The organism is Microbacterium sp. T2.11-28 (genome assembly GCF_950097975.1).
GTDB lineage: Bacteria > Actinomycetota > Actinomycetes > Actinomycetales > Microbacteriaceae > Microbacterium.
This window is the reverse complement of the sequence record NZ_CATNHF010000012.1, coordinates 58,863-85,313: the sequence shown is the minus strand read 5'-3', so window position 1 is coordinate 85,313 and position 26,451 is coordinate 58,863. Positions and strand designations below refer to the sequence as shown.

The window sequence follows — 26,451 nt, the reverse complement described above, 5'->3', positions numbered from 1 at the left end:
ATGTTGATTCGCGAGTGGGGGGCAACCGGATGACGGCGCTGTACCGGGCGGTGTACGACGACCTGCGGTCCGCGATCGAGCGCGGCGACCACCCGGTGGGGGAGCGGCTCCCCTCCGACGCGGAGCTCTCGGAGCGTCACGGGGTCAGCGCCATCACCGTCAAGAAGGCGCTCGACCTGCTCCGCGGCGACGGGTTCATCAGCCGGCGCCCCCGGGTGGGCACGATCGTCATCAGCGACGTCGCCACCGTCGCACCGGCCTCGCACTCGCTCACCCATCCGCTCGTCGGGCTGATCGTCACCAACTTCGACGACACCTTCGGCACCCGGATCATCGGCGGCCTGCTCGACCGGGCGAACGCGAGCGCCAACCTGCTGGTCAAGCGCAGCCTCGGCGACGCCTCGGCCGAGGACCGGCTCATCCGCTCGCTCGTCGACGGCGGGGTGCGCGCCCTCATCCTGCAGCCGAGCTCGTCGGTCTACATCCCGCCGGCCGTGCTCGAACTGGTGACCAAGGACTTCCCCGTCGTGATCCTCGACCGCGTCTTCGACGGGGTGCCGGTCGCGACGGTCTGCTCCGACAACGTGGTCGCCGGCCAGCAGGCCACCGAGCACCTGTTCTCGCTCGGCCACGAGGCGGTCGGCCTGGTCAGCTCCGACAGCACCGTGTCCACCCTGCGCGACCGCAGAGACGGCTACGTCAAGGCGCACGCGATGCACCACATCCCGCACGACGACGCGCTCGTGTTCGACCTGGTCCACTCCACGACGCCCGGCAGCACCGCGTCACCCGACGAGGACATCGACCTGCTCGAGGCCTACCTGCGGGCGCGCCCGGGGATGACCGCGGTCGTGGCGACGGAGTACAACATCGCCGCCATGCTGCGCGCGGCAGCCCTCCGGGTCGGACGGGACATCCCGGGCGACCTGTCGGTCATCTGCTTCGACCACCCCGACGCGTTCTACGACCCGCTGCACTACCGCTTCACCCACATCCGCCAGGATCAGGAAGGGATGGGCGAGGCCGCCGTCGACCTCGCCCTCGACCTCATCCGCCAGCCCCGCGCGGTGCGGAAGGTCGCCCTCCCCACCGCCCTCGTGGTCGGCGAGTCGACGGACAGCAAGCGCTGAGCGGAGCGGGCGCCGGTATCGGCGCTCAGGGCACGCGGTAGCCCGCGGCGCGGAACAGCTCGTACCACTCCGCCCGGGTCAGCGGGATGTCCGACCCCTGGGCAGCCGCGCTCACCCGCTCGGGCGTGGTGGTGCCGAGGACGACCTGCATCTTCGCGGGATGGCGGGTGATCCACGCGGTCGCGATCGCGAGCGGCGGCACGTCGTACTGCGCCGCGAGCCGGTCGATGACCTCGTTCAGCTCGGGGTAGTCGGGGGAGTCCAGGAACACGCCGTTGAAGAATCCCGCCTGGAACGGCGACCACGCCTGGATGGTGATGCCGTGCAGCCGGCAGTAGTCCACGATCCCGCCGCCGTCGAGGGTCACGGCCTGGTCGGTGCCCTGCATGTTGGCCGCGACGCCCTGCGCGATGATCGGCGCGTGGGTGATCGACAGCTGCAGCTGGTTCGCCACGAGCGGCTGCCGCACGACGGACTTCAGCAGGTCGATCTGCCCGGGCGTGTGGTTGGAGACGCCGAAGGCGCGCACCTTGCCGGCGGCCTCGAGCTCGTCGAACGCGCGCGCGACCTCCTCGGGCTCGACGAGGGCATCGGGGCGGTGGAGCAGCAGGATGTCGATGTAGTCGGTGCGCAGGGCGCGCAGCGACCCCTCGACCTGGCCGACGATGCGCTCGTATGAGAAGTCGAAGTACGGCCCCTCCTTCACGATCCCGGCCTTGGTCTGGATGGTGACCTCGGCACGCTCGGACGGCGTGAGCTGCATCGCCTCGGCGAAGCGCTCCTCGCACTGGTGCATGTGAGAGCCGTAGATGTCGGCGTGGTCGAAGAAGTCGATGCCGGCGTCGCGGGCCACGCGCACGAGCTCGCGGATCTCGTCGTCGGACTTGTCGGTGATGCGCATGAGTCCGAGGACCACATTGGGGGCCAGCAGGTCGGGCCCGACGGGGACGGTCTTCATGGGGGAGCTCCTTCGGTCGTCTCCCTCCACGCTAGCCCGGGTCGGAGGGGTGGCCTAGTGTGGGGGCCGGCACGAGCCGACAGACGAAGAGGCGGACACGATGAAGCTGCTGCTCACCTCGGGCGGGGTCACCAACGAGGCCATCCGGGAACGACTCGTCCAGCTGCTCGGCAAGCCGATCGAGGAGTCGCGGGCGCTGTTCATCCCCACGGCGCAGTGGGGGCATCCGATGTGCGGGCCGGAGTCGGTGTGGGGCACGATCACCGGAGCCGGGGAGCACGGCCCGGGCCTGGGAGGGCTCGGCTGGAAGTCGGCGGGGGTCCTCGAGCTCACCGCCCTCCCCAGCATCGGCGCGGACCGCTGGATGCCGTGGGTGCGGCAGGCCGACGTCCTCCTCGTCGACGGGGGCGAGGCCGTGTTCCTCGCGCACTGGCTGCGCGAGTCCGGGCTGGCGGCGCTCTTCCCGTCGCTCGCCGAGACCGTGTGGGTCGGCGTGAGCGCGGGCAGCATGGTGATGACGCCGCGCATCGGCCCCCTCTTCGTCGAGTGGCAGCCTCACGGCGGCGACGAGACCCACGGCGGCGACGAGACCCTGGGCGTGGTGGACTTCTCGATCTTCCCGCATCTGGACTACCCGGGGTGGGAGTCGAACACCCTCGCGCGGGCCCGCGAATGGGCCGCGGCCATCGGTGTGCCGTCGTACGCCATCGACGACCAGACGGCCATCTCGGTGGTCGACGGCGAGGTCGACGTGATCTCGGCGGGCCACTGGGAGCGCTTCGACGGCGGCGCCGGCTAACCGGTCCGAGCGTCCGTCTCCATGCGCTGCGTTCCGATCACCGAGAGCAGCCGCAGCTTGTCGTAGCTCTCGGTCCCCGGCTGCGCGGTGATCACCAGCAGGGTCTGCCCCTGGTCGGGGTCGACGAGGATCTGGCACTGCGCTTCGATGACCCCCGTCTCGGGATGCTGGAGCCGCTTGTCGAGCACGTGGTGATCGCGGAGCTCGTGCTGCTCCCAGAGCTCGGCGAACTCCGTGCTGCGCTCGAGCAGCTCGGCCACCAGCGCGCCCGCGCGCGAGCGCGGTCCGTGTTGCGCGAACACGGCGCGGATGTCGGCGGTGAAGGCGCGCGAGTGGCGGGCATGGTCCTCGGCGGGATACACGTCGCGGGTGGGCGGATGCAGGAACCAGCGGTAGCCGATGCTGCGCATGGCCCCCTCGAAGCGCGTCTCGTCGCCGAACAGCACCCGCGCCGGCGGCGTCTGCGCGAGGGTCTCGCCGAGCGCGGTCATGACCTGCGCCGGGGTGTCGGCCAGCCGGTCCAGCACGCGCATGAGACCGGGGGAGACGTGGTCGGTGCGCACCGCACGCTCCGGGGCGCGGTGCCCTGCGAGGCGGAAGAGGTGGTCGCGCTCGGCGAGGGTCAGCCGCATGCCCCGGGCGATCGCGGCCAGCATCTGCTCCGAGGGCTGCGGTCCGCGCTGCTGCTCCAGCCGGCTGTAGTAATCGACCGACATGTCCGACAGCGCGGCGACCTCCTCGCGCCGCAGGCCCGAGGTGCGGCGGCGCGGGCCACGGGTCAGCCCCACGTCCTCGGGCTGCAGCGCCTCCCGCCGCTTGCGCAGGAAGTCGGCGAGCTGCGGTCTGTCCATACTCCGAGTCTCCGGTCGGGGCGCTGCGACTGCAAGGGATCGCCGATCCCCCTCAGCGGTGGGTCGCGCGCGAGCCGTCGCCCTCAGCGGGCAGTCGCCTCAGACGGGCAGCTGAGCCCCGAGCAGGCGCTCGGTCGCGTCCCACGCCCGGCGCGCGTCGTCGTCGCCCGCCAGCCGGGAGTACAGCGGCTGCTCGGCCGGCGGGCCGCCCAGGTGGCGCCATCCGCTCGGCCCGTAGAGCATCCCGCCCCGCGCTGCGGGATCGGTGCCCGCCATCACGGCCGGCAGGGCCGCCGACGCGGGGGTTCCGACGATGATGCCCCACCGCGACAGCGCGCGGATCACGCGCACGGCGCGCGTGTCCTCGCTCCGCCCGAGTCCGGGCTGGGCCGAGAGGAGGTTCGTCGGCGTGATGCCGGGGTGGGACAGCATGCTCCGCACTCCCCAGTCGCCGGCGACGCTCCGGCGGTCCAGCTCGACGGCGAACAGTCCGAAGAGGATCTTCGACGAGCTGTACGCCTCCATCGCGTCGTACCCGCTCTCCCAGTTCAGATCGTCCCAGTGGACGGATCGCTCGTCGGCCGCGATGCTCACCTGGCTCACGACCCGGCCGCGTGCCGCACGCAGCAGCGGCAGGAGGGCGGTCGTCAGGGCGACGTGCCCGAGGTGGTTGGTGGCGAGCTGCAGCTCGAAGCCGTCGGCGGACTGCTGACGGGTCGGCGGGGTCATGACGCCCGCGTTGTTGACGAGGAGGTCGAGCGGCCGGTCCTCCTCGATCAGCTCGCCGGCGAACCGGGCCACCGATTCCAGCGACGCCAGGTCGAGGGAGCGCACGTCCACGCGCGCTCCCGGCACCTGCTGCCGGATGCGGGACGCCGCGTCTTCGCCCTTGCGCGCGGTGCGGACCGGCAGCACGAGCTCGGCTCCCGCCCGCGCCAGGCGCAGGGCGATCTCGACGCCGACGCCGTCGCTGGCGCCGGTCACGACGGCGCGTCGGCCGGTGAGGTCGGGGACGGTGATGTCGATGGTCTTCGGCATGGCTGCTCCTCGCGGTTTCGGGGCGCGTGCGCGCCGCGATGTCCATGCTCGTCGGCGGATCCGCCGACGTTCAGGGCGCGCTCATCCCCGGATCGCGGATCCCCCGCTGCGTCTCGCGTGCCTCAGGCGGACTCGGCGGCGGCCTTCAGCCGGGCGAGCCCGCGGTCGAAGTCTTTCCCGACGGACTGCTGGATGCGCAGCAGCGGCGCCAGCAGCACCATGATCCCGCGGTTCTCGCCCTGCATCGTCCAGGTCACGCGCGTGCCCGATCCGACCGGCTCGAAGTCGAAGCGGGTCGGGCAGACCGCCGCGAACGGCTTGAGGAAGGCGAGGCGGATGCCGATCGACTGCGGGGTCGAGGTCTCGATCGTCATCTCCCCCTGCCCGACCTTGCCGTCGCCCTTCCACTCGTAGTGGGCCCCGACGCCGGCATCCGGCCCGCTGTAGGAGCGCTGCATGGTCGGGTCGATGTCCTCCCACGGCGACCAGGCGGACCACTTGTGGAAGTCGTCGACGAACGCATGGACCTCGGCGGGCGCGGCGGTGGTCTCGACCGAACGGGTGACGGTGTACGTGCTCATGCCGCCACCGTACTGCCGGCGCCGACCTCGCCATAGAGACAGACTTTTCTCCGGCAAACTTCCCCTCATCGCGTCATGACCGGAGCCCGGGGGAGTCCTTCCCCCTGAGCGCCACCTCTATGGCCCTCCGCCTCTTCCCGTGGGAGGCGGTGGTCCACTCCGGGGGGAGTGGTGGCGCGAGATCGGCCCCTCGGTGTGGGGGGCGGATCGGGCGGGGCGGTCGGACTTCCCAGGGTTCCAGACCGCCCCGCATTCCCCCGCCGCCCGGGGTCGCCTCCTCGTCGTGGCGTCCCTCTTGACGCGGCCTACTTTCTTCAAGAAAGTGGATGCATGCCGCTCCGCTCCGACTGGTCGTCGACCACGTGCCCGATCGCCCACGCCGCCGACGTCCTCGCCGACCCGTGGGTGCTCGTGCTGCTGCGCGAGTTCTTCTCGGGCCGGACCCGGTTCGACGAGCTCCGGTCCGCGACCGGGGCCGCCGACAGCGTGCTGGCGCGTCGGCTCAAGGCGATGGAGGCTGCGGGGGTGCTCACCCGCGTGGACACCGGCGGGTACGCGCTGACCGCAGCGGGCCGCGCGACGCTGCCGATCCTCCACGCCTACGCGAGGTTCACCCGCGAGGTCGACCCCGAGGGCCCGTGGGGACTCACCGTGTCCTGCGCTCGATGCGGCACGGTGGCGGAGTCCGCCGACTGGTGCACCCACTGCGACGCGGTGCTCGACGCCGACGCCGCGATGTGGTCGCGGCGGAGCATGGGCGGCGCCCCCTTCACCCTCGCGGCGTCGGCATGACCGCCGAGGCCGAGGCCCTCGATCCGGCCGGCCCGCCGTCGCCGCCGCGGCGGTTCCACCCCGCATGGCTCGTGGCGGCGGTGGCGTTCGTCGCGCTGCTCGCGGCCGCGGGATTCCGGGCCGCGCCCGGGGCGCTCATGGTGCCGCTCAACGAGGAGTTCGGCTGGTCGACGAGCGTCATGTCCCTCGCCGTCAGCGTGAACCTGCTCCTGTACGGCCTCACCGCGCCGTTCGCGGCCGCGCTCATGGATCGCTTCGGCATCCGCCAGGTCGTCGCGGCGGCGCTCACGCTCGTCGCGCTCGGCGCCGGCGGCAGCGTGCTCATGACCGCATCGTGGCAGCTCCTGGTCTTCTGGGGTCTCCTCATCGGACTCGGCACGGGCTCGATGGCGCTCGTGTTCGCCGCGACCATCGCGCAGCGCTGGTTCGTGCGGCGCCGGGGACTGGTCATGGGCGTCCTGACCGCGGGCTCGGCGACCGGTCAGCTCATCTTCCTGCCCCCCGTCGCCGTGGTCGCCGAGTCGGTCGGCTGGCGGGAGGCGTCGCTGCTGGTCGCCGTGGCGGCGCTGGCCGCGGTGCCCGTTGTCTGGATCGTCCTGCGCGATCACCCCGAGGACCGCGGGGTGCTGCCGTTCGGCGCGGACCCCGCGACGTACGCCGCGCCCGCGCGCGCGACCGGGAACGCGGCCCGTCGCGCCCTCGACGGGCTCGTCTTCGCGTCGCGGCACCGCTCGTTCTGGGCGCTCGCCATCGCCTTCGCCATCTGCGGAGCGACGACCAACGGGCTGATCGGCATCCACTTCATCCCCTCGGCGCACGACCACGGCATGCCCACGACCACCGCGGCCGGGCTGCTCGCGGTGGTCGGCGTCTTCGACATCGCGGGCACGGTGGCGTCGGGCTGGCTGACCGACAAGTACGACCCCCGCAAGCTGCTCGTGCTCTACTACGGCTTCCGCGGCGTCGGGCTCCTGCTGCTGCCGTGGCTGCTCGCCGAGACGGTGCACCCGAGCATGGTGCTGTTCATCGTCGTCTACGGGCTGGACTGGGTCGCCACGGTGCCGCCGACGGCGGCGCTGTGCCGGGAGATCTTCGGCGACAGGGGGACGATCGTCTTCGGATGGGTGTTCGCCGCCCACCAGATCGGCGCCGCTCTCGCCGCCCTCGGCGCCGGTGTCATCCGCGACGCGTTCGGCGAGTACACCTACGCCTGGTGGGGCGGAGCGGCGCTGTGCGCGATCGCGGCCGTGCTGTCGATCGCGGTGCGGAGGCCGCACCGGACGGCGGCGGAGTGATCGGGCCCGTCACTGCGCGGGCTGGTCGATGATCGCCGACGAGAGGGCTGTGCCGTTCAGCTCGAGGTAGATCCGTCGCTCCGTCACCGACAGGGTCATGTCGTTGCGGCGCTCGACCAGGGCGGCGGCCTGCTCGACGAAGCCGGGCTCGAAGCTGTGCAGCACCACCTCGTCGCCGCGATGGATCCGCTTGCCGGTCCATTGGGCGGCGACCTTCGCCGGGTCGCGGTGCGTGTAGACGGCCGTGCGCTCGGCCGAGGTGCTGCCGCGGTGCAGGCGCGCCGCGTCGGGCGCGCCGACCTCGATCCACGCGAGGAGCCGCCCCGTGAGGTCGCGCACCGAGACCGCCGGCTCGTCGGCCGACGCGATGCCCTCGCTGAAGGCGATCCCCTCCTCGTACTCCAGGCAGTAGGCGAGGACGCGCGTCATCATGAAGGCGTCGGTCTCGGCCGACTGCCGGGCCGTCCGCAGCGACAGCTCCTCGTAAACGCCGCGGTCGACGTCGGCCAGCTGGACGGTGAAGGTGTGCATAGTCGCGCCGATGGCCATGACGAACGAGCCTACGCGGGCGGGGGTGGTGCCGCGCGTCAGCCGGCGTCGTGCGCGACCCAGGCGGGGACCGCGAGCGTCGCGAAGGCGCCGCCCCGCAGCGGGACGGTGTGCCAGGCGGCCGTCACCGTTCCGTCGGCGGACTGCCGCACGATGAGGCGGTGCGGCGAGGTCGTCACCACCACGTGGATGAGGATGCCCTCGGCGTCGGCCGCGCCGCGCGCCGTCACGGCGACGTGCGTGCCGTCGCCCACGGGGGGTCCGACGACGACGGGCTCGCGCGACTCGGCCGGAACCGGAAGATCGAGCACCGTGCGCGTCCAGCCGGAGTCGCCGACCGGGACCGTCTGCGCGGCGCCCCCCGTGATCGCCGGCGGCAGGGTCACCGTCCAGCCGTGAGGTGCCGCCACGATCTCCGTGCCGGTGGCGTCCGGCTGCCCGTCCGGCGCGGGCGCGAGGGCGGCGCGGGCGTCCCAGGCGTCGAGCGAGGACGGCGCGCCGGCGGCGGGCGCGGCGTCCGGGGCGTCGTCTTCCGCGGCATCGGCGACCTCGACGGCCTCCACGAACCGCCAGAACGCCCGCATCGTGCGCTGCGTCTCCAGCGTCGCGCCCTGGTAGGCGATGACGAGCCCGTGCTCGGGGAGCACGACCGCGAACTGGCCGTAGGCGCCGTCGACCCGGAAGCCGTGGCGCCCCCGCCACACCTGATAGCCGTAGCCGTAGGTCCAGTCGTTCTCGGGATCGGCGGGCTGCGACGGGTCACGGGTGTCGGACCACGGCCGCGCCAGCTCGTCGACGTAGTCGGCCGGCACCACCTGCGCGCCGCCGAACCGTCCGCCGTCGGCGAGCAGCATGCCGATGCGTGCCAGATCGTGCACCGTCGGGTGGAACCCCGATGCGCCCTGCTCGATCCCGAACGCGGGCTTCATCCATCGCCGTCCGATGCCGAGCGGGTCGAGCAGCCGTGGCCGGAGGTAGTCCGTCAGCCGCTGGCCGGTGACCGCGGTGACGATGCACGACAGTGCATAGGTGGCGTCCGAGTTGTAGGCGAAGGAGGTGCCCGGGGCGGCGGCCGGGGGCGTGGACAGCAGCGTGCGCACGTCGAAGTCGAACGTGTCGGCCTGCGCCTGGCTGTGGCCCGTGTTCATGGTGAGGAGGTGGCGGACGGTGATGCCGTGCGGGTCCGGCAGTCCGAGCAGCGCGCCCGCGGAGTCGTCGAGCGAGAGCAGTCCCTCGCTCCGGAGCAGTCCGATCGCCAGCGAGGTGAAGGTCTTCGATGCGGAGTACGACAGCGCCGGCCGGTCGGCCGACCAGGGCGCCCAGGCATGCTCGGCGAGGATCGTGCCCCCGCGTGCGATCGCGAGGGCGTGCGGGTCGAGACCCTCGGCCGAGAGGCTGTCGATCAGGACGCGGACGGCGGCGGCGGGGAGGCCGGGGGTCGCGGAGCTCATGCCTCCAGTCTGCCCTCCCGGCCTGAGCGGTCGGGCCAAGCGAGGTCCGGGGGCAGCGGTCAGTGCGCGGCGTGCGGGGTCTCGCCGCCCTCGGTGAACGACGGGCGGCGTCCGAGCAGCTTCCCGATCCCGAGCACGACCCCCACGATCACGAGGCCCGCCGCGAACCCGGCGACGGCCGACAGGGCGGTGTCGCCCAGCCACACGACGAGACCGCCGAGCGGCTCCAGCGCGTGCTCGACGGCGTGCAGCACGTCGACGGGGAAATGCCAGCCGACCGCGCCCAGGTTCACGAGCAGCAGGTGCCCGCCGACCCAGAGCATCGCGACCGTGCCGACGATGCTGATGACCCGGAACACCGCGGGCATCGAGCGGACGATGCGCATGCCCGTGTGGCGCACGCGCGCCGACGGGTTCTTCGCCATCCGCAGGCCGATGTCGTCGATCTTCACGAGCAGCGCGACAGCGCCGTAGACGATGCCCGTCATGAGCAGGGCGATGAGCGCCAGCACCGCCAGGCGCATCCACACACCCAGCTCGGGATCGATGTTCGAGAGCGAGATGAGCATGATCTCGGTCGAGAGGATGAGATCGGTGCGGATCGCTCCCGCCACCAGCCGCTTCTCGTCGCGGCCGCCCTCCTCTTCGTGGCCGTGGTGGAAGCCGAACCACTCCAGCACCTTCTCGGCGCCCTCGAAGCACAGGTACGCACCGCCGATGATGAGGAGCCACGGGAGCACCCAGTCCGCGAACGCCGTCAGCAGCATGGCCGCCGGGATGATCAGCAGGAACTTGTTCGCCAGCGAGCCGAGCGCGATCTTTCCGACGACCGGCAGCTCGCGCGCCGGGGTGATGCCCTGCACGTACTGCGGGGTGACCGCGGCGTCGTCGATGACGACCCCCGCCGACTTCGCCGACGCTTTGAGCGCGGCGCTGAGGATGTCGTCGACGACGGCGAGCAGACCTACGGACACAGCGACCCCCGAATGGTGTTCCAGCGGAGCCAACTTACGGCACGTCGGGGCTCCCCGCGTATCCTCGTGGCGTGGACGACGTCGCCGAGCAGCCCCGCGCGGTGTCGGCGCGCGTGCTGACGGCGCCGGAGTGGGCGGAGCTCGAGCACGCGCATGCGGCGCGCGCCGACGCGCTCACCGCGGGGCGGCGCCATCGGGTGGCACGGGGCGAGACCCACCCCGTCGACGACTTCCTCTACACCTACTACAGCTACAAGCCGGGGCTGCTGCGCCGCTGGCACCCGGGGGCGGGGGTGCGCCTGCAGGATGCCGCGACCACCCCGCGGGCCTCCTGGCGCGGGTACCGGACCGACGGCGGCGACGTACTGGTCGACACCGCAGGGTTCGTCCGCGAGAAGGCGCTGATGCTCCGTGGCATCGCCGGGATCCTCCGGGCGACCGAGGGGCGCAAGGCGCAGTTCGGCTGCTTCGGCCTGCACGAGTGGGCGATGGTCTACCGTCAGGCCGAGCATCGTCATCCCGTGCCGCTGCGCCTGGGACGCGAGGGGACGGATGCGGTCGTGGACGCGCACCCGCTCGGCTGCTCCCATTTCGACGCGTTCCGCTTCTTCACCCCCGACGCCGTGCCGCGGAACCGCGAGGCCCTCACCCGCGCTCGCCAGGTGGACACCGAGCAGCCGGGATGCCTTCACGCCAACATGGACCTCTACAAGTGGGCGGTCAAGCTCGGACCGCTGGTGCCGGGGCGCCTGCTCCTCGACGCCTTCGAGCTCGCCCGTGACATCCGCACGCTCGACATGCGGGCCTCGCCGTACGACCTCGTCGGCTGGGGGTACGCGCCCGTGGCGATCGAGTCGGCCGAGGGCAAGGCCGAGTACGTCGCGCACCAGCGCGGCTTCGCCGAGCGTGCGGCCGGGATCCGCTCGGCGCTGCGCGGAATCGTCGAGGGCGCGCTCGCCGGCTGAGCCCGGACGGGTGAAAAGCACCGTCGACCCTTCCGCGACTCCGAATCGATTCGATAGACTCGAGGTCGCCGCGGTCGCGGCGCGCTCCCACCCCCTGATCTTCCCGAGAGCACTCGCATGGCCAGAACACTCACCACCGGCAGCCCGTGGCGCGTCATCCTCGCGTTCTCGGTGCCGCTGCTGATCGGCAACGTCGTCCAGCAGCTCTACCAGGTGGCCGACGCGATCGTCGTCGGCCGCTGGCTGGGCGTCGACGCCCTCGCGGCGGTCGGCGCGACCGGCAGCCTGCTCTTCCTGCTGCTCGGGTTCGCGTGGGGTCTCACCTCCGGATTCGCGATCCCGACGGCGCAGGCGTTCGGCGCGCAGGACCACGCGGCGGTGCGGCGCTCCGTGGCCGCCGGCGCCGTGCTGACCGGCATCACGAGCGTCATCCTCACCCTCTTCGCCCCGATGCTCGCCCGTCCGGGACTCGAGCTGCTCCAGACGCCGCCCGAGCTCATGGAGGACGCCGTCGTCTTCGCTCAGATCAGCTTCCTCGGCGCGAGCACGATGATGTTCTTCAACTTCCTCTCGGCGATCATCCGCGCCATCGGCGACTCGCGCACGCCGCTGCTGTTCCTCACGCTCGCGTGCGTGCTGAACGTCGGCCTCGTCGTGCTGATGGTCGGGCCCTGGGGATGGGGCGTCGCCGGCGCCGCGCTCGCCACCGTCCTGTCGCAGGCGGTCTCGGTGCTGCTGTGCCTCGAGTACGTGCGCCGGCGCGTGCCGGTGCTCCACGTGCGCCGGCACGACTGGCGCGTCACGCGGCGCGACCTCGCCGAGCACCTGCGGCTCGGCCTGCCGATGGGCTTCCAGGCCTCGATCATCGCGATCGGCACGCTCGCGGTGCAGGTGGCGCTCAACCGCCTCGGCGCGGCCGACGTCGCCGCGTACACGACGGCCTCCCGCGTCGACGGACTCGCCGTGGCGCTCCTCATGTCGCTCGGACTCGCGACCTCGATGTACGTGGCGCAGAACCACGGCGGAGGTCGCCCCGACCGCATCCGGCGCGGGGTCGTGCAGGCGACCTGGCTCGCGCTCGGCGCAGCGGTCGTCCTGGGCGCGCTGCTCATCGTGTTCGGCGCCGGCATCGTGCGGCTGTTCGTCGGCGAGGGATCCGACGAGGTCGTCGACCTCGCCGCACTCATGCTCGTCATCAACGGTGCGACGTACAGTGCGCTGGCGGTGCTGTTCATCCTGCGCGGCGCGCTCCAGGGGCTCGGGCACACCATGATCCCCACCGTCACCGGCGTCGTCGAGCTGTTCGCGCGGACGGGGGCGGCCGTGGTCCTGGGCGCGTTCTTCGGCTTCGCCGGCGTCGCCTGGAGCAACCCGCTCGCCTGGTTCGGGGCGGTCGTCATCCTCATCCCGGCCTATCTGCGCGCCCACCGGGAGCTCGGGCGGATGCCGGTCACGCCCGCCGTCCCGACGCCGACGTCGGCCATCCCCGTCGTCGGCCCGAGCGACGGCTCGATGGTCGTCGACGCGATCGTCACGCAGCCGATCGCCCTGCCGCAGCAGCCGTCGGCGACCCAGCGCGGGAACCTCGTGCGGATCCTCGCACGTCGGCGCCCGCGGAAGAGGAGCAGAATCAAGGGGTGACCACCTCCCTGCCCCAGCTGACCGAGATGCCCGATCCGCAGTACATCATGGTCGGCGAAGGGCATCGCATCGCGACCTACTCGTGGGGGGAGGACACCCTCCCGACCGTGGTGCTCGTGCACGGCTTCGCCTCGAGCACCCGTGACAACTGGGTGAGCACCGGCTGGGTGCGCGACCTGCAGCGCGCCGGGTACCGCGTGCTCGCGCTCGACCAGCGCGGACACGGCGCCAGCGACAAGCCCCACGAGTCGCGCGACTACCACCTGCGCCAGCTCGCCTCCGACGTGGAGGCGGTGCTCGACACCTACCTCGTCGACGAGGCCAGCTACGTCGGCTACTCCCTGGGCGCGCGCGTGGGCTGGGAGGTGCTGCAGGACATCGCGCCGCGCATCCCGCGAGCCGTGCTCGGCGGTGTGCCCGACGGCATCCCGCTCGCCCGGCTCGACCTCGACCAGGTGCGCGCGCTCGCCGAGCACGGCACCCCGGTCACCGACCCCGTCACCCAGAACTACGTGAAGCTCACCGAGCGGGTGCCCGGCAACGACCTGCAGGCTCTCCTGGCGATCGCCACGGGGCTGCGCGCGTCGAAGCAGGTCGATCCCGACCCCGCGCACGCCCCGCAGCAGCCCGTCCTGTTCGCCACGGGGTCGCTCGACGGCATCATCGAGGGCTCGAAGGCGCTCGCGGCCGCCTGTCCCGCCGGCCGGTTCCTCGAGATCCCCGACCGGCACCACTTCAACGCCCCCGGATCTCGGGTCTTCCGCGAGGCCGCCGTGGAGTTCCTCGCCGGCTGAGTGCACGACCGGGTGCGCGGGCGTCGGGACGATTCGGGACCGACCGGCAGCCTCGCGGTGGTGGTGTCCGCCACGGGCGACGCTCCGGGTCGCGCCGACACGTTCGGCCTCGCCTACCGGTTGGTTGTCGACGCATCACGCGAGTTGGACGCCGTCTTCGGGGCACCTCAACGGCGAGTGCGAAGTAGCGACGAGGGCAGATCGATAGGCAATCTCCGAGGCAGCCGCCGAGCGCCGTCATCCCAACGGTCCGGGCACGATCTGATCCAGTGGCCCAACCTCGCGCCAGATTCGGGGGATGGCTCTGGCTTGGCCCCAGGGCTCGATGGCATCCGAGTCTGTGGGATGGGGGTCTTCTCGCCGCAGAGACGTTGTCGTGCACTGTGCGCGCCGCTACGTTCGGGGCAGGCGAGACGGGAACGCCATTCGAACCAACTCCTGGGAGCACAACGCAGGAGTTCAAGATTGGCGTGCAGACATGCTGCGAGTTCACCCACAAAACGCCGTAGGCGTACCTTCACGACGGCGCCGAGTCGTTTCGTTCACAATGCTGGCGACATTCATCGGTCTGATTGCGGCGTTCGGCGCTGGATCTCCAGCCACGGCGCAGGTGGCCACCAGCAAATGCTCCGCATACGCCGTCCTCATCACCGCGCGCGGATGGGTCCAGCACCACACCGGGATACTTCCCCCGAGTCCGCGCCTACTGCAATACCGGCGACTGGGCCTGCCGGAGCCCCGTCACGGGTGCGTGGAGCAACGCCGCGCACAACGCGTATACGGGGAAGACGCAGGATGTCTTCAACTGGTTCATTTACCTCACTGATAACTTCAGCTGACCATGGCAGAGCGCACTGCACCCGACAGGTCCCGACGCAGAGCCGTCGCGGCGGTGGTGGCTGTCGCGGTCCTGCAGATCGTGACGGCGGTGGTGACCACGGTCGTCTGGATCTTCCGCACGATGTTCGCGGGCAACGCCTGCTCGCCCGCCTGCGACTGGGTCGGCGCGGACCGTGCAGGCATGGTGTACGCGACCTTCGTCGTCGCGAGTTTCGCGATCACCGCTGTGGCCCTGCTGATCGCGTGGCGCCGGGAGAAGGATCTGGCCTGGGTGCCGCTCATCGGCGTCGCGTTCACGGTCGGAGGGTTGATCCTGTCGCTGTGGCTGTTCGACCAGGCGATGAGCTGATCGAGTGGTCCAGCCGGGTGGCGGATTCGGAGGATGGCATCGGATTCGGAGCCAGGGCCCGCCGGCATCCGAATCCACGCGCACACTCCGAATCCGCGCAGCGCGAAACTGAGCGCCGACAGCCGGGCGCGGATCAGACGGTGACGACGATCTTGCCGCGCGTGTGGCCCTCTTCCAGCTGCGCGAACGCGGCGACGGCCTCGTCGAGCGGATAGGTCGCGGCGAGCTCCACGCGGAGGGCGCCGTCGGCCACGAGCTGGGCGAGCTCGCCGAGCTGCGCCGGATCGGGCCGCACCCACACGTACTCGCCGCCGAACTCGGTGCGCGCACGCGGGTCGGCGATCGACACGACGCGGCCGCCCGCCTTCAGGAGCGCTCCGGTGCTGTCGAGCGACGATCCGCCCGCGAAGTCCAGGATGACGTCGAAGCCCTCCGGAGCGAGCGCCGTCGCGGCGTCCACGAGTCCCTCGCCGTAGGCGATCGGCTCGGCGCCGAGGTCGCGCAGGTAGTCGTGGTTGCGCTCCGAGGCGGTGCCGACCACGCGGGCGCCGCGGAGGGAGGCGAGCTGCACGGCGAACGAGCCGACACCGCCGGCCGCGCCGTGGATCAGGACGGTCGAGCCGTCGCCGAGCCCGGACCGCTCGATCGACTGGAGGGCGGTCAGTCCCGTGAGGGGGAGGGCGGCGGCCTGCTCGAACGAGATGCCGTCGGGCTTGCGTGTGGCGGTGCGCACGGGCACCGGCATGAGCTCGGCGAGCGAGCCGTGCTGCACGACGTCGGCGCGGGCATAGGCGAGCACCTCGTCGCCGACGGCGAACTCCGGGGTGTCCAGTCCGGTCTTCTCCACGACGCCCGCGACGTCCCAGCCCGGGACCGCCGGGAGCGACGTGTCGATGAGGCCGCGGAGGTATCCCTCCCGCACCTTGTAGTCGACCGGGTTGATGCCCGCAGCGACGACGCGCACCACGAGGGTGTCGGGGCCGATGTGGGGTTCGGGGAGGTCGGTGAGCTCGAGGCGGTCGGAGCCGCCGAAGTCGCGATAGACGAGTGCCTTCATGCCGAGGCGCAACCGGCGCGCGGCCGGGCGCATTCCCTCGCGGCGCGGTCGGGTGCGATGCGCCGTCGGATTCGGAGGATGCCGCCGGATTCGGAGCGTGCGGCCCCGGGCATCCGAATCCGGTCCCATTCTCCGAATCCACGAGCGGGTCGTACCGTGGAGAGGTGATCAGACTCGCCACCATCGGCACCAGCACCATCACCGAGCGCTTCATCGAGGCGGTGTCGCGCGTCGAGGGCGTGCGCGTCGACGTCGTCTACTCCCGCGATCTCGCCCGTGGTCGGGCCTTCGCGCAGCGCCAGGGGGTGCCGGACGCCGTCGACGAGCTGACCGCGCTCGCCGCACGCGTCGACGCGGTCTACGTCGGCTCGCCGAACGGCGCCCACGCGGATCAGGCGCGCGCGGCGATCGAGGCCGGGCTGCACGTCTTCCTGGAGAAGCCCGCGACGCCCACGTCCGCCGAGTTCGCCGACCTGGTCGACGCGGCCGCTGCGCGGGGCGTCGTCGTGTTCGAGGGGATGCGCAACGCCTACGACCCGGGCCTCGTCGCGGTGCGCGACCTGCTGCCGCGGGTGGGCGTCGTCCGCCGGGCGTCGTTCGCGCTCTGTCAGCGCTCGGCCCGCTACGACCTCGTGCTGCAGGGGGAGACCCCCAACATCTTCGATCCGGCGCTCGCGGGCGGCGCGCTCTTCGATCTCGGGGTCTACCCGCTGAGCGCCGCGATCGCGCTCTTCGGGGCTCCCGACGCCGTGACCGGAGCGACCGTCACGATCGCCACGGGCGCCGACGGCGCGGGCACCGCACTGCTCCTGTACCCGGGCTTCGTCGCCGACATCGGCTTCTCGAAGATCACCGCGTCGTCGCGGCCGAGCGAGATCCAGGGCGAGCTCGGCACGCTCACGATCGACCGGATCACCGACCCCCGCACCATCGTGTTCACGCCGCTCGGCGGCGAGCCCGAGGAGCACCGGATCGACGGCGACGACAACAACATGACGTACGAGGTCGCGCGCTTCGCCGAGCTCGTGCGCGGCGAGGACGACCCCACCGCCGACCAGCAGCGCACGCTGGCGGTGCTGCGCGCCGTGGAGGAGATCCGCGGCACCGGCTGATCCGGAGCCGGCTGATCCAGGGAAGCGGCAGACCCCGGGGGTGAGCGGACTCCCGCCGTTCACCCGCGGTTCCCCCGCCGGTCACCGGCACCGCGCACGCTGGGCAGCGTGACGCGCGACTGCGCGCGCCGGGAGGAGATCGCCGTGACCGAAGACGCGTCCGCGCGGGTCACCGTCGCGATCATCCCCGCGCGGGGCGGCTCGAAGGGCGTCCCCCGCAAGAACGTCCTTCCCGTCGGCGGGGTGCCCCTCGTCGCGCGCGCCGTGTCGTCCGCGCGGGCGGCGCAGCGCGTCGACCTCGTGGTCGTCTCGACCGACGACGCCGAGATCGCCCGCGTGGCCGAGGACGCCGGTGCGCTCGTCATCGATCGCCCGACCGAGCTCGCCGGCGCCACGGCGAGCTCCGAGAGCGCCCTGCTCCATGCCCTCGACGAGCTCGGGCGCCGCGGGCACCGCATCGGCACGGTGGTCTTCCTGCAGGCCACGTCGCCCTTCATCCCCGCGACCGGCATCGACGAGGCGGTCGCGATGGTCGCCGAGGGAGGCTACGACGCCGCGTTCTCCGCCTTCGAGACCTACGGCTTCCTGTGGCGTCGTGACGCGGACGCAGATGCCGCGGCGATCAACCACGACGCCGCGCACCGGCCGCGCCGGCAGGACCGCGAGCCGCACTACCTCGAGACCGGTGCGTTCTACGCGTTCGACGCCGCGGGGTTCCGCCGCGCTCAGCACCGGTTCTTCGGCCGCGTGGGGATCGTCGAGGTGCCCGAGCTCTCGGCGGTGGAGATCGACGATCACGCCCAGCTCGCCCTCGCCCGGGCGATCGCGCCGCTCGTGGACGACGGATCGGAGCCCATCGACGTCGATGCCGTCGTCACCGACTTCGACGGCGTGCACACCGACGACACGGCCCTCATCGACGCGCACGGCGACGAGCGGGTGCGCGTGAGCCGCTCCGACGGCATGGGCGTCGCCCGGCTGCGGCGGGCCGGCATCCCCGTGCTCATCCTCTCGACCGAGACGCACCCGGTCGTCGGAGCGCGGGCGGCGAAGCTGCAGGTCGAGGTGCTGCAGTCGATCGACGACAAGGCGGCCGCGATCCGGCGCTGGGCGGGCGCGCGCGGCATCCCGCTGTCGCGCATCGCGTACCTCGGCAACGACGTCAACGACGTCCCGGCGATGGAGCTCGTCGGCTGGCCGATCGCGGTCGCCGACGCGCGACCCGAGGCGAGGGCGATCGCGCGGCGGGTGCTGAGCCGTCGCGGCGGCGAGGGCGCGGTGCGCGAGCTCGCGGAACTGGTGCTCGGCGGCTGAGCGCCGTCGCCCCGCCCCGCCGCGCTCGCACGACGACCGGGGGTGCCGATGCCGCGCCGATTCGACACCGCGGTGCGACTCCCGCGTCACCCGTGCGTGGCCGTCCGTTCACCTTGCGAGCGGACACTGGCCGCACGAGGGCGTCGGCAGGGCGCCGTCACGAGAGGACCACCACCATGACCGTCACCATCGGATCGCGGACGCTCGGCACCGGGCACCCCGCCTACGTCATCGCCGAGATCGGGCTGAATCACAACGGTGACGTCGAGATCGCGAAGCAGCTCATCGACGTCGCCAAGCGCGCCGGCGCCGACGCCGTCAAGTTCCAGAAGCGCACACCGGAGATCGCCACGCCGACGCACATGCGCGACGTGCCGCGCGAGACGCCCTGGGGCACGATGTCGTACCTCGAGTACCGCTACCGCGTCGAGTTCGGTCACGACGAGTACGTGCAGATCGGCGACTACGCCACCCTGTCGGGCCTCGACTGGTTCGCCTCGCCGTGGGACGTGCCGTCGGTCGACTTCCTCGAGGAGCACAACGTCGTCGCGCACAAGGTGGCGTCCGCGTCGCTGACCGACACCGACCTCCTCGAGGCGCTGCGCGCAACGGGCAAGCCGATCATCCTCTCGACGGGCATGTCGACGCTGGAGCAGATCGACCGCGCCGTCGAGATCCTCGGCCGCGAGAACCTCGTGCTCATGCACGCGACCTCGACGTACCCGATGGAGCCGGGCGAGGCGAACCTGCGCGTGATCCCCGCCCTCCGGGAGCGCTACGCGGGCGTGCCGGTCGGCTACTCGGGGCACGAGCGCGGCCTGCAGATCTCGCTCGCCGCCGTCGCCCTCGGTGCCGTGGCCGTGGAGCGGCACATCACGCTCGACCGCACCATGTGGGGCTCGGACCACTCGGCCTCGCTGGAGCCGGCCGGCCTCGAGCACCTCGTGCGCGACATCCGCGTGATCGAGGAGGCTCTCGGCGACGGCGTCAAGCGCGTCTTCCCGGGCGAGCTCGCCCCCATGGCGAAGCTGCGGCGCGTCCCGGCATGATCCCGGGCGCGACGCCGCCGCGCCTGCGCGTGGTCGCAGTCGCCGATGCGGACTCCTTCGTCAAGTGGGCCGCCGCGCTCCTGGACTCCATCGCGGAGGCCGACAGCAGCATCGCGCTCGTGCGCACCCCGCTCACCGTGAGCGCGGCGCAGGAGCAGTCCGCGCTCGACGGCACGCGTTTCACCTCCGACGACGTGACGCGGCTGCCGCTGGCCGCGCTCGCGGGATGGCTGAGCCGCGAGCGAGCCGACGTCGTCGTGATCGCCGGCAAGGGGCCGCTCGCCCGGCTCGTGATGCGCGAGGTCGACCGCGTGCATCCGCGCCCCGTGGTGGTCACGGGTCTTCCCGGGATCTCCATCCCCGCCCAGCGCGGGGCAGTCACCTACCGCCGCGAGACGGATCTCTTCCTCGTGCACTCCCACCGTGAGGAGCGGGCGTTCCGCGACCTGGCGACGCGCCTGAACGCGGACCTGCGATTCGGCCTGGCCAGCCTCCCGTTCGCCGCGCCCCGCCCGCCGGTGGTGGGGGGGACGGACCTCGTCTTCGCCGCGCAGGCGCTCGTCCCGCTCACGACCGCCGATCGCACGGTCGTGGCCGACATGCTCCGCGAGGCGGCCCTCGCCCGTCCCGACCGCCGCGTCGTCGTGAAGCTGCGCTCCCGCGCCGGCGAGAACGAGACGCACTACGACCGCGCGTCGTACGAGGGGCTGCTGCGCGACCGGCCGCAGAACCTCGTCTTCTCGTACCAGCCGATGCGGGCCGCGCTGGCCTCGGCCGAGGGGCTCGTCACCGTCAGCTCCACGGCCGCCGTCGAGGCGATCGCGGTCGGCGTTCCGGTGATCGCGCTCGACACCTTCGGCGTCAGCAAGGAGAACCTCAACACGGTGTTCCGCGGCTCGGGGCTCTTCGGCGACCGCGAGGCGGTCATCGCGCGGCGCTTCCGGCATCCCGCACCCGGCTGGCTCACCCAGAACTACTTCCACGACCCGGTCGATGCCACCTGGTGGCACGACGTCGCCGAGCTCGTGGCGCTGCGGCGCCGGGGGCTGCTACCCGAGCGTCGCCAGCCCGCACGGCGCGGCGGTGCGCTGCGGGTGGCATGGGAGCGGAAGACCGTCCTCGGCCACGAGGACCGCTCGCTCGCCGGGATCGTGGCGCTGGCCGTCGGGGTGCCCCTGCGCGCCGTCCTCCTCGCCCGGCGCCGCCTCGCGGGGAACCGCGGCGCGTACTCCTGGGCCGACCCGACCACCGACATCACGGTCACCCCGGCCGTGCGGCAGGAGCCCCTGCTGCGCCGCCGTCCCGTCGGCGTCGACGGCTGAGCGTCTTCACGCGCCGGCGCGCACACCCGGTCGCGGCGACGCGTGCGATGATCGAGCCGTGGCCACCGGTCAGGACCTCGACACACTCGTCGCGCTGCGCCGGGTGCGCGACCGGATGGACCGCGAGTACGCGAGACCGCTCGACGTCGAGTCCCTCGCCCGGGGCGTGCACATGTCGGCCGGCCATCTGAGCCGCCAGTTCCGGCTCGCCTACGGGGAGTCGCCCTACGCGTACCTCATGACGCGTCGCATCGAGCGGGCCATGACACTGCTGCGCCGCGGCGATCTGTCCGTCACCGAGGTCTGCTTCGCGGTGGGGTGCCAGTCGCTCGGCACCTTCAGCACGCGCTTCACCGAGCTGGTCGGGGTGCCCCCGAGCGTGTACCGCGAGCGCGGCGCCCCGTTCCGTCCGGGCATGCTCCCGTGCATCGCCAAGCAGGTCACCAGACCGATCAGGAATCGAGAAGCGCCGGCGGCGCCCCGGTCGTAACGTGTTGGCCATGGAGATCACGATCCACTCGAGCTTCCTGCCGCACACCGATCCCGAGGCGTCCCTCGCCTTCTACCGCGACGTGCTCGGCTTCGAGGTGCGCCTCGACGTCGGCTACGAGGACATGCGGTGGATCACCGTCGGTCCGGCCGGCCAGCCGTCCACGGCGATCGTCCTGCACCCGCCGGCGGTGGGGCACGACGTGACCGACGAGGAGCGCGCCCTGCTGCTCGAGCTCATCGCGAAGGGCAGCTACTTCGGCGTGAACCTCGCCACCGACGATCTCGACGCCGCCTTCGCGCGCATCGAGGCGGCGGGCGCGGACATCGTGCAGGAGCCGATCGAGCAGGACTACGGCGTGAGGGACGCGGCGGTCCGCGACCCGGCGGGAAACCTCCTGCGCCTCCAGCAGACACCCCGGAAGGAGCACGGACATGAGTGAGAAGCGCGACACGAAGAGCGGCTTCAGCGACGAGGAGCGCGCCGCGATGCAGCAGCGCGCCGACGAGCTGCGGTCGACGAAGGGCCTGAAGGGCGCCGCGAAGCTGGCGAAGGAGCTCGAGGCGTGCGTGGCCGCGATCGACGCCCTCGAGGGCACTGATCGGGAGATCGGCGTGCGGCTGCACGCGATCGTCGCAGAGGAGGCGCCCGACCTCGCGCCGAAGACCTTCTACGGCTTCCCGGCCTACGCGCGCGACGGCAAGATCGTCGTGTTCTACCAGCCGGCGTCCAAGTTCCAGACGCGGTACGGCACGGTCTCGTTCGACGAGGCCGCCCACCTGGACGACGGTGAGATGTGGGCCGTGTCCTACGCGCTGCTGGAGATGACCGACGCGGCGGAGAAGCGGATCCGCGAGCTCGTGCGGAAGGCCGTCGGCTGAGCTCGCGCCGCTAGTCGGCGGTGACCGAGGCGGGATCGACCCGCAGGATGCGGTCGTCGCCCTCGCGCGGGTCGCCGCGGCCGTCGGTGTTGTTCGTCAGGAACCAGACGGCGCCGTCGGGTCCGATCGCGACATCGCGCAGCCGGCCGAGCTCTCCGGCGTAGTACTCCCTCTGCACCCCCGGGTCGGCCGTCGAGACCGCGCGCAGCACCTCGCCGCGCAGGTTCGCGATGAGCAGCGTGTCTCCGGCGAGGGCGATGCCGCTCGGGCTCGCGTCCTCGGTGGGCCAGGTGGCGATCGGATCGATGAAGCCGCGTCCCTCGCCGCCGGTGCCCTCCACCAGCGGCCAGCCGTAGTTTCCGCCCGGCTCGATCACGTTGAGCTCGTCCCACGCGTTCTGGCCGAACTCGCTGGCGTACAGGGTGCCGTCGGCGTCCCACACGAGACCCTGCACGTTGCGGTGACCCAGGCTGTACACCGGCGAGCCCGGGGTGGGGTTGTCGGCGGGCACCGACCCGTCGGCCTCGACCCGCAGGATCTTCCCCCGCCGCACGCCCGGGTCCTGTGCCGCCGAGGGGTTGCGCGCGTCGCCGACCGGGACGTAGAGCTTGCCGTCGGGACCGAAGGCGATCCGCCCGGCGTTGTGGACCGGGGAGTACGGGAGCTCTTCGAGGATGGTCGTGCGCTCCCCGAGAGCGAGCGAGCCGGCCGTCCCGCGCAGGTCGTAGCGCACGACGCGGTTGCCGTCGTCGGCCGTGAAGTACACGAAAAGGTCGCCCTCGTGCACGGCGAGACCGAGCAGGCCGCCCTCGGTGCCGTGGTTCACCCCGGCGACGACGCCGACCTCGCGCGCGTCGCCGTCGGCGTCGAGCTCCAGGATGCGTCCGGTGTCGCGTTCGCTCACGAGCGGGGTGCCGTCGGCGGTCCACGCGATCGACCACGGCGCGTCCAGGCCGCTCGCGAACGTCTCGGCCTCCTCCGGGAGCGCAACCGGCGACGCGGTGGGCGTGGGCGTCGGCGACGGGCTGGCCGGCGCGGGGCTGGCCGAGGCCGGGCTGGTCGGCGCGGGCGAGCTCGGCGCCGCCTGCGGCTCCGCCCCGCACCCGCTCAGCAGGAGGGCGCCCGCCAGCAGCGCCGTCGTCGTGGTGGTCCGCCCGGCATCCGCTCGCCTCATGACCCCACGGTAACCGCAACTAGACTGGAACGGTCCCGCGTCCGCCGACCTGATGAGCTCCACCGTGTCCGCAAGCCCCACCCGCACCTTCGAAGTGCGTCACGTGCAGCTCGCGCGCGCCTTGTTCGCGGCGATGGCGGCCCTCATGGTCACCTTCTCGCCCGATCATTCGGCCGAGGTCGGGCTCGCGGTGTTCAGCGGATGGGCGATCGCGACGGCCCTGGTGCTCCTGCTCTCGGTCTGGCTGGTCCATCCCGCCGGAGAGCGCGCGGCCGCGATCGCGATCGGCGTGCCCACGCTCGTCGCCGGCATGGTCGCCGGTCTCCCCGGCCTCCGCTCCACGACCCTCTTCTTCGTGCTCGTGATCGCGTGGGCCCTCCTCACCGGCTTCCTCGAACTGCTGATCGGCACCCGCCGACGCGCCACGGACGAGTACGCGCGGGACGCCATCCTCATCGGCGCGCTGACCCTCGCGCTCGGCGTGGGGCTGCTGCTGGTGAACCCCGCCTACAGCCTCGAGTACTTCATCACCGAGGCGCGGCAGAGCTTCGTCCTCACGGGCATCACGATCGGCGTCGGCCTGTTCGGCGGGTACGCCGCGGTCATCGCGGTCTTCCTCGGCATCGCGGGCTTCTCGCCGCGGCGCGAGAGCGGACCCGCCGAGGTCGCGGCCGCGCCCACGGGCACCGACGCGGCAGGAGAGCACGCATGACAGATCCGCGACCGAGCCGGCGCGAGCTCATGAAGCCCGCGCAGCTGATCGGCCTCGCCTTCGCCGCGGCGCTGTTCGGCGGGGTGATCACCCTCATGTCGATGGGCGTCCTGCAGGAGCCGCGCCCCGTGCCCCCGGGCGAGATGCACCCTCATCTGAAGGCCTGGGTCGTGGCGGGCGTGGTCGCGGGGATCGTCTTCATCGTCACGCTCGTGACGATCGCGCTGCTGCTGCTGGCGGTCGACCCGGCGCAGCTGACCAAGCAGATCGACCGGCCGGTCCTGCTCCCCGACGAGGAGCCGGCGTCCGGACCGGGTGCTTCCGCCGCCGGCGACGGCGCCGCCCGCGGGGTCGATCCCGGAGCCGACCCGCCGCAGCGCTAGCCGACGCGATCAGCGTGGCGTCGGCGGGTCGCCGGTCGCCGCCGTGTCAGCCGAGCTCGTCGACGAGTCGGTCGGCGAGGCCCGTGTAGGTCGCGGGCGTCAGCGCGAGGAGCCGCTCCTTCGCCTCGTCGCCGACGTCGAGGCCGCGCACGAACTCGGCGAGCTCGGCGCCGCCGACGCGACGTCCGCGGGTGAGCTCCTTGAGCAGCGCGTACGGGTCGGTGATCTGCGAGCGACCGGCGACGATCTCGGCGCGGACGACGGTCTGGATCGCCTCGGCGAGCACCTCCCAGTTGGCGTCGAGGTCGGCCAGCAGCACATCCCGCGAGAGCGAGATCTCGGTGAGCCCGCGCTGGAGGTTGTCGAGGGCGAGCAGGGAGTGCCCGAAGGCGACGCCGATGTTGCGCTGGGTCGTCGAGTCGGTGAGGTCGCGCTGCATGCGCGAGGTGACGAGGGTCGAGGCCAGCGTCGTGAACAGCCCGCCCGCGATCTCGAGGTTCGCCTCGGCGTTCTCGAACCGGATGGGGTTGATCTTGTGCGGCATGGTTGACGACCCGGTCGCGCCCGCCACGGGGATCTGCGCGAAGAAGCCCATCGCGATGTAGGTCCAGATGTCGGTGGCGAGGTTGTGGAGGATGCCGCCCACGTGCCGGACGCGGTCGTAGAGCTCGACCTGCCAGTCGTGCGACTCGATCTGGGTGGTCAGCACGTTGAAGTCGATGCCGAGGCCCTCGATGAACGAGCGCGACAGCGCGGGCCAGTCCACGTCGGGCGCCGCGGAGAGGTGCGCCGACCAGGTGCCGGTCGCGCCGGAGAACTTCGCCAGGTACTCGCCGCCCTCGATCTGGGCCGCGACGCGCTCGAGGCGCCACGCGAACACGGCGAGCTCCTTGCCCATCGTCGACGGCGTCGCGGGCTGCCCGTGCGTGCGGGACAGCATGGCGGCGTCGCGGTGCTCACGGGCCAGCTCGCCGAGCGCGGCGATCACGGCGCGGAGCTTCGGCAGCCAGACCTGCTCGACCGCGCGCTTGACGGTCAGGGCGTAGGAGGCGGAGTTGATGTCCTCGCTCGTGCAGGCGAAATGCGCGAGCTCGGCGACGCCGTCGAGGCCGAGCGATGCCAACCGGTCCCGCACGAGGTATTCGACGGCCTTCACGTCGTGACGCGTGACGGCCTCCTTCTCGGCGAGCCAGTCGATCTCGGCCTGCCCGAAGTCGCGGTAGAGGCCGCGCAGGGCCTCCTTGTCGGGGTCGGTCAGCGGCGACGAGCCGAACAGCGAGCGGTCGGTCAGCGCGATGATCCACTCGACCTCCACCTCGACCCGCGCACGGTTCAGGCCGGCCTCCGAGAGGAAGTCGCCGAGACCCGACACGGCGGCGCGGTAGCGCCCGTCGAGGGGGCTCAGGGGCTGAGGCGGCAGAGAGGACGCAGAAGTCACAGGAACAGCTCCGATCGGGGAAGAACGGGCGCTCAGGACGTCGGGCGGATAGCGGGCTCGAGCTGCCGGAAGAGCGCCCGGCTCGCACTCTCGATCATACCGAGCACCTCGTCGAACATGGCAGGGCCCGCGTAGTAGGGGTCGGGCACGTCGAGGTTGCCGTCGGCAGACGGGTCGAACGAGAGCAGGAGCGCGAGCTTGTCGGTGTCGGCGGGCGTGCGCGCCCACCCCGCGAGGATGCGCTCGTGGGATCGGTCGAGGGCGACGATGAGGTCGTGGCGGTCGAAGTCGCCGAGGGTGAACTGCCGGGCCCGGTGTCGTGAGCCGTCGTACCCGCGGCCGGTCAGCGCCGCGAGCGTGCGGCTGTCGGCGCGCTCGCCGACGTGCCAGTCGCCCGTGCCCGCGCTCGTGGACACGACGCGATCGCCCAGACCCGCCTGGTCGGCGAACCAGCGGAACACGACCTCGGCCATCGGCGAGCGGCAGATGTTCCCGGTGCAGACGAACACCAC

At 72.2% G+C, this 26,451-nt stretch carries 28 protein-coding genes; 17 read left to right on the top strand and 11 right to left on the bottom strand.

Annotation, left to right across the window (positions count from 1 at the left end; translation table 11 throughout):
* Window positions 1-29 precede the first annotated feature (29 nt).
* Window positions 30-1,130 carry a GntR family transcriptional regulator gene (locus tag QQZ13_RS07455; protein ID WP_284528395.1) on the top strand — a complete coding sequence of 367 codons (1,101 nt, stop codon included), beginning with the start codon at window positions 30-32 and terminating at the stop codon, window positions 1,128-1,130.
* 25 nt (window positions 1,131-1,155) lie between these two features.
* On the opposite strand, the gene QQZ13_RS07450 is transcribed toward QQZ13_RS07455, so the two are convergent.
* Window positions 1,156-2,088, bottom strand: a complete 933-nt coding sequence (locus QQZ13_RS07450; RefSeq protein WP_284528394.1) for an aldo/keto reductase family oxidoreductase — start codon at window positions 2,086-2,088, stop codon at window positions 1,156-1,158.
* Between the two features lie 100 nt (window positions 2,089-2,188).
* Between QQZ13_RS07450 and QQZ13_RS07445 the strand changes: the two genes are divergently transcribed.
* Window positions 2,189-2,887 carry a Type 1 glutamine amidotransferase-like domain-containing protein gene (locus QQZ13_RS07445; protein ID WP_284528393.1) on the top strand — a complete coding sequence of 233 codons (699 nt, stop codon included), beginning with the start codon at window positions 2,189-2,191 and terminating at the stop codon, window positions 2,885-2,887.
* Here QQZ13_RS07445 and QQZ13_RS07440 read toward each other — a convergent pair.
* From QQZ13_RS07440 to QQZ13_RS07430, 3 genes are all read right to left on the bottom strand, one after another.
* Complete coding sequence (locus QQZ13_RS07440; protein WP_284528392.1) at window positions 2,884-3,738, bottom strand: helix-turn-helix transcriptional regulator; 855 nt, start codon at window positions 3,736-3,738, stop codon at window positions 2,884-2,886. The two genes, QQZ13_RS07445 and QQZ13_RS07440, sit on opposite strands and share 4 nt — an antisense overlap.
* 99 nt (window positions 3,739-3,837) lie before the next feature.
* The gene (locus QQZ13_RS07435; RefSeq protein ID WP_284528391.1) at window positions 3,838-4,776 is read right to left on the bottom strand and encodes an SDR family oxidoreductase; all 939 of its coding nucleotides are present in this window, start codon (window positions 4,774-4,776) and stop codon (window positions 3,838-3,840) included.
* Between the two features lie 122 nt (window positions 4,777-4,898).
* A complete protein-coding gene (locus QQZ13_RS07430; RefSeq protein ID WP_284528390.1) occupies window positions 4,899-5,357 on the bottom strand; it encodes an SRPBCC family protein in 459 nt (152 codons plus the stop codon).
* A 330-nt stretch (window positions 5,358-5,687) separates the two neighbouring features.
* On the opposite strand from QQZ13_RS07430, the gene QQZ13_RS07425 reads away from it, so the two are divergent.
* Window positions 5,688-6,149: a helix-turn-helix domain-containing protein gene (locus tag QQZ13_RS07425; RefSeq protein WP_284528389.1), complete on the top strand. Its 462-nt coding sequence runs from the start codon at window positions 5,688-5,690 to the stop codon at window positions 6,147-6,149.
* Window positions 6,146-7,444 carry an MFS transporter gene (locus QQZ13_RS07420; protein WP_284528388.1) on the top strand — a complete coding sequence of 433 codons (1,299 nt, stop codon included), beginning with the start codon at window positions 6,146-6,148 and terminating at the stop codon, window positions 7,442-7,444. The genes QQZ13_RS07425 and QQZ13_RS07420 overlap by 4 nt, the downstream gene beginning before the upstream one ends.
* Window positions 7,445-7,453: 9 nt before the next feature.
* Here QQZ13_RS07420 and QQZ13_RS07415 read toward each other — a convergent pair whose 3' ends face one another.
* The 3 genes from QQZ13_RS07415 to QQZ13_RS07405 are packed head-to-tail and all read right to left on the bottom strand — an operon-like array spanning window position 7,454 to window position 10,418.
* Complete coding sequence (locus QQZ13_RS07415) at window positions 7,454-7,993, bottom strand: YaeQ family protein (RefSeq protein WP_284528387.1); 540 nt, start codon at window positions 7,991-7,993, stop codon at window positions 7,454-7,456.
* Between the two features lie 38 nt (window positions 7,994-8,031).
* Entirely contained in the window at window positions 8,032-9,444 is a 1,413-nt protein-coding gene (locus QQZ13_RS07410) for a serine hydrolase (protein WP_284528386.1), read from the bottom strand.
* Window positions 9,445-9,503: 59 nt separating this feature from the next.
* Window positions 9,504-10,418, bottom strand: coding sequence for a DUF808 domain-containing protein (locus tag QQZ13_RS07405; RefSeq protein WP_284528385.1), 915 nt, complete (start codon window positions 10,416-10,418; stop codon window positions 9,504-9,506).
* A gap of 116 nt (window positions 10,419-10,534) precedes the next feature.
* On the opposite strand from QQZ13_RS07405, the gene QQZ13_RS07400 reads away from it, so the two are divergent.
* From QQZ13_RS07400 to QQZ13_RS07385, 4 genes are all read left to right on the top strand, one after another.
* The gene (locus tag QQZ13_RS07400) at window positions 10,535-11,383 is read left to right on the top strand and encodes a 3-methyladenine DNA glycosylase (RefSeq protein ID WP_284528806.1); all 849 of its coding nucleotides are present in this window, start codon (window positions 10,535-10,537) and stop codon (window positions 11,381-11,383) included.
* 117 nt (window positions 11,384-11,500) lie between these two features.
* Window positions 11,501-13,024, top strand: coding sequence for an MATE family efflux transporter (locus QQZ13_RS07395; RefSeq protein WP_284528384.1), 1,524 nt, complete (start codon window positions 11,501-11,503; stop codon window positions 13,022-13,024).
* Window positions 13,021-13,818, top strand: coding sequence for an alpha/beta fold hydrolase (locus tag QQZ13_RS07390; protein WP_284528383.1), 798 nt, complete (start codon window positions 13,021-13,023; stop codon window positions 13,816-13,818). Before QQZ13_RS07395 ends, QQZ13_RS07390 begins: the two co-directional genes overlap by 4 nt.
* A gap of 841 nt (window positions 13,819-14,659) precedes the next feature.
* On the top strand, window positions 14,660-15,007 hold the full coding sequence (locus tag QQZ13_RS07385; protein ID WP_284528382.1) for a hypothetical protein: 348 nt from the start codon (window positions 14,660-14,662) through the stop codon (window positions 15,005-15,007).
* A 133-nt stretch (window positions 15,008-15,140) separates the two neighbouring features.
* Here the strand turns inward: QQZ13_RS07385 and QQZ13_RS07380 are convergent, their stop codons facing one another.
* On the bottom strand, window positions 15,141-16,064 hold the full coding sequence (locus QQZ13_RS07380) for an NADP-dependent oxidoreductase (protein WP_284528381.1): 924 nt from the start codon (window positions 16,062-16,064) through the stop codon (window positions 15,141-15,143).
* A 164-nt stretch (window positions 16,065-16,228) separates the two neighbouring features.
* Between QQZ13_RS07380 and QQZ13_RS07375 the strand changes: the two genes are divergently transcribed.
* From QQZ13_RS07375 to QQZ13_RS07345, 7 genes are all read left to right on the top strand, one after another.
* Window positions 16,229-17,176 (top strand): Gfo/Idh/MocA family protein, encoded by a 948-nt coding sequence (locus QQZ13_RS07375; RefSeq protein ID WP_284528380.1) that lies wholly within the window; start codon window positions 16,229-16,231, stop codon window positions 17,174-17,176.
* Between the two features lie 138 nt (window positions 17,177-17,314).
* The gene (locus QQZ13_RS07370) at window positions 17,315-18,490 is read left to right on the top strand and encodes an acylneuraminate cytidylyltransferase (protein ID WP_284528805.1); all 1,176 of its coding nucleotides are present in this window, start codon (window positions 17,315-17,317) and stop codon (window positions 18,488-18,490) included.
* Between the two features lie 176 nt (window positions 18,491-18,666).
* Complete coding sequence (locus QQZ13_RS07365; RefSeq protein WP_284528379.1) at window positions 18,667-19,539, top strand: N-acetylneuraminate synthase family protein; 873 nt, start codon at window positions 18,667-18,669, stop codon at window positions 19,537-19,539.
* On the top strand, window positions 19,536-20,861 hold the full coding sequence (locus tag QQZ13_RS07360; RefSeq protein WP_284528378.1) for a DUF6716 putative glycosyltransferase: 1,326 nt from the start codon (window positions 19,536-19,538) through the stop codon (window positions 20,859-20,861). The genes QQZ13_RS07365 and QQZ13_RS07360 overlap by 4 nt, the downstream gene beginning before the upstream one ends.
* 115 nt (window positions 20,862-20,976) lie before the next feature.
* A complete protein-coding gene (locus QQZ13_RS07355; protein ID WP_284528804.1) occupies window positions 20,977-21,351 on the top strand; it encodes a helix-turn-helix transcriptional regulator in 375 nt (124 codons plus the stop codon).
* A 10-nt stretch (window positions 21,352-21,361) separates the two neighbouring features.
* Complete coding sequence (locus QQZ13_RS07350; RefSeq protein WP_284528377.1) at window positions 21,362-21,793, top strand: VOC family protein; 432 nt, start codon at window positions 21,362-21,364, stop codon at window positions 21,791-21,793.
* Complete coding sequence (locus QQZ13_RS07345; protein WP_284528376.1) at window positions 21,786-22,232, top strand: iron chaperone; 447 nt, start codon at window positions 21,786-21,788, stop codon at window positions 22,230-22,232. Before QQZ13_RS07350 ends, QQZ13_RS07345 begins: the two co-directional genes overlap by 8 nt.
* Window positions 22,233-22,242: 10 nt before the next feature.
* Here the strand turns inward: QQZ13_RS07345 and QQZ13_RS07340 are convergent, their stop codons facing one another.
* Window positions 22,243-23,406 (bottom strand): sorbosone dehydrogenase family protein, encoded by a 1,164-nt coding sequence (locus QQZ13_RS07340; RefSeq protein WP_284528375.1) that lies wholly within the window; start codon window positions 23,404-23,406, stop codon window positions 22,243-22,245.
* 52 nt (window positions 23,407-23,458) lie between these two features.
* Here QQZ13_RS07340 and QQZ13_RS07335 point away from each other — a divergent pair, with 52 nt between their 5' ends.
* Both QQZ13_RS07335 and QQZ13_RS07330 read left to right on the top strand, forming a co-directional pair.
* The gene (locus QQZ13_RS07335) at window positions 23,459-24,118 is read left to right on the top strand and encodes an acyl-CoA synthetase (RefSeq protein ID WP_284528374.1); all 660 of its coding nucleotides are present in this window, start codon (window positions 23,459-23,461) and stop codon (window positions 24,116-24,118) included.
* Window positions 24,115-24,501: a hypothetical protein gene (locus QQZ13_RS07330; RefSeq protein WP_284528373.1), complete on the top strand. Its 387-nt coding sequence runs from the start codon at window positions 24,115-24,117 to the stop codon at window positions 24,499-24,501. The genes QQZ13_RS07335 and QQZ13_RS07330 overlap by 4 nt, the downstream gene beginning before the upstream one ends.
* A gap of 46 nt (window positions 24,502-24,547) precedes the next feature.
* Here the strand turns inward: QQZ13_RS07330 and purB are convergent, their stop codons facing one another.
* Window positions 24,548-25,939, bottom strand: coding sequence for an adenylosuccinate lyase (gene purB, locus QQZ13_RS07325; RefSeq protein ID WP_284528372.1), 1,392 nt, complete (start codon window positions 25,937-25,939; stop codon window positions 24,548-24,550).
* 32 nt (window positions 25,940-25,971) lie between these two features.
* Window positions 25,972-26,451: a low molecular weight protein-tyrosine-phosphatase gene (locus QQZ13_RS07320; RefSeq protein WP_284528803.1), complete on the bottom strand. Its 480-nt coding sequence runs from the start codon at window positions 26,449-26,451 to the stop codon at window positions 25,972-25,974.

Excerpts from the sequence above, each read along its gene's own strand:
- QQZ13_RS07455 (WP_284528395.1), top strand. The coding sequence starts at position 30 with ATGACGGCGCTGTACCGGGCGGTGTACGACGACCTGCGGTCCGCGATC.
- QQZ13_RS07450 (WP_284528394.1), bottom strand. The coding sequence starts at position 2,088 with ATGAAGACCGTCCCCGTCGGGCCCGACCTGCTGGCCCCCAATGTGGTC.
- QQZ13_RS07445 (WP_284528393.1), top strand. The coding sequence starts at position 2,189 with ATGAAGCTGCTGCTCACCTCGGGCGGGGTCACCAACGAGGCCATCCGG.
- QQZ13_RS07440 (WP_284528392.1), bottom strand. The coding sequence starts at position 3,738 with ATGGACAGACCGCAGCTCGCCGACTTCCTGCGCAAGCGGCGGGAGGCG.
- QQZ13_RS07435 (WP_284528391.1), bottom strand. The coding sequence starts at position 4,776 with ATGCCGAAGACCATCGACATCACCGTCCCCGACCTCACCGGCCGACGC.
- QQZ13_RS07430 (WP_284528390.1), bottom strand. The coding sequence starts at position 5,357 with ATGAGCACGTACACCGTCACCCGTTCGGTCGAGACCACCGCCGCGCCC.
- QQZ13_RS07425 (WP_284528389.1), top strand. The coding sequence starts at position 5,688 with ATGCCGCTCCGCTCCGACTGGTCGTCGACCACGTGCCCGATCGCCCAC.
- QQZ13_RS07420 (WP_284528388.1), top strand. The coding sequence starts at position 6,146 with ATGACCGCCGAGGCCGAGGCCCTCGATCCGGCCGGCCCGCCGTCGCCG.
- QQZ13_RS07415 (WP_284528387.1), bottom strand. The coding sequence starts at position 7,993 with ATGGCCATCGGCGCGACTATGCACACCTTCACCGTCCAGCTGGCCGAC.
- QQZ13_RS07410 (WP_284528386.1), bottom strand. The coding sequence starts at position 9,444 with ATGAGCTCCGCGACCCCCGGCCTCCCCGCCGCCGCCGTCCGCGTCCTG.
- QQZ13_RS07395 (WP_284528384.1), top strand. The coding sequence starts at position 11,501 with ATGGCCAGAACACTCACCACCGGCAGCCCGTGGCGCGTCATCCTCGCG.
- QQZ13_RS07385 (WP_284528382.1), top strand. The coding sequence starts at position 14,660 with ATGGCAGAGCGCACTGCACCCGACAGGTCCCGACGCAGAGCCGTCGCG.
- QQZ13_RS07380 (WP_284528381.1), bottom strand. The coding sequence starts at position 16,064 with ATGAAGGCACTCGTCTATCGCGACTTCGGCGGCTCCGACCGCCTCGAG.
- QQZ13_RS07365 (WP_284528379.1), top strand. The coding sequence starts at position 18,667 with ATGACCGTCACCATCGGATCGCGGACGCTCGGCACCGGGCACCCCGCC.
- QQZ13_RS07360 (WP_284528378.1), top strand. The coding sequence starts at position 19,536 with ATGATCCCGGGCGCGACGCCGCCGCGCCTGCGCGTGGTCGCAGTCGCC.
- QQZ13_RS07355 (WP_284528804.1), top strand. The coding sequence starts at position 20,977 with ATGGACCGCGAGTACGCGAGACCGCTCGACGTCGAGTCCCTCGCCCGG.
- QQZ13_RS07350 (WP_284528377.1), top strand. The coding sequence starts at position 21,362 with ATGGAGATCACGATCCACTCGAGCTTCCTGCCGCACACCGATCCCGAG.
- QQZ13_RS07345 (WP_284528376.1), top strand. The coding sequence starts at position 21,786 with ATGAGTGAGAAGCGCGACACGAAGAGCGGCTTCAGCGACGAGGAGCGC.
- QQZ13_RS07340 (WP_284528375.1), bottom strand. The coding sequence starts at position 23,406 with ATGAGGCGAGCGGATGCCGGGCGGACCACCACGACGACGGCGCTGCTG.
- QQZ13_RS07335 (WP_284528374.1), top strand. The coding sequence starts at position 23,459 with ATGAGCTCCACCGTGTCCGCAAGCCCCACCCGCACCTTCGAAGTGCGT.
- QQZ13_RS07330 (WP_284528373.1), top strand. The coding sequence starts at position 24,115 with ATGACAGATCCGCGACCGAGCCGGCGCGAGCTCATGAAGCCCGCGCAG.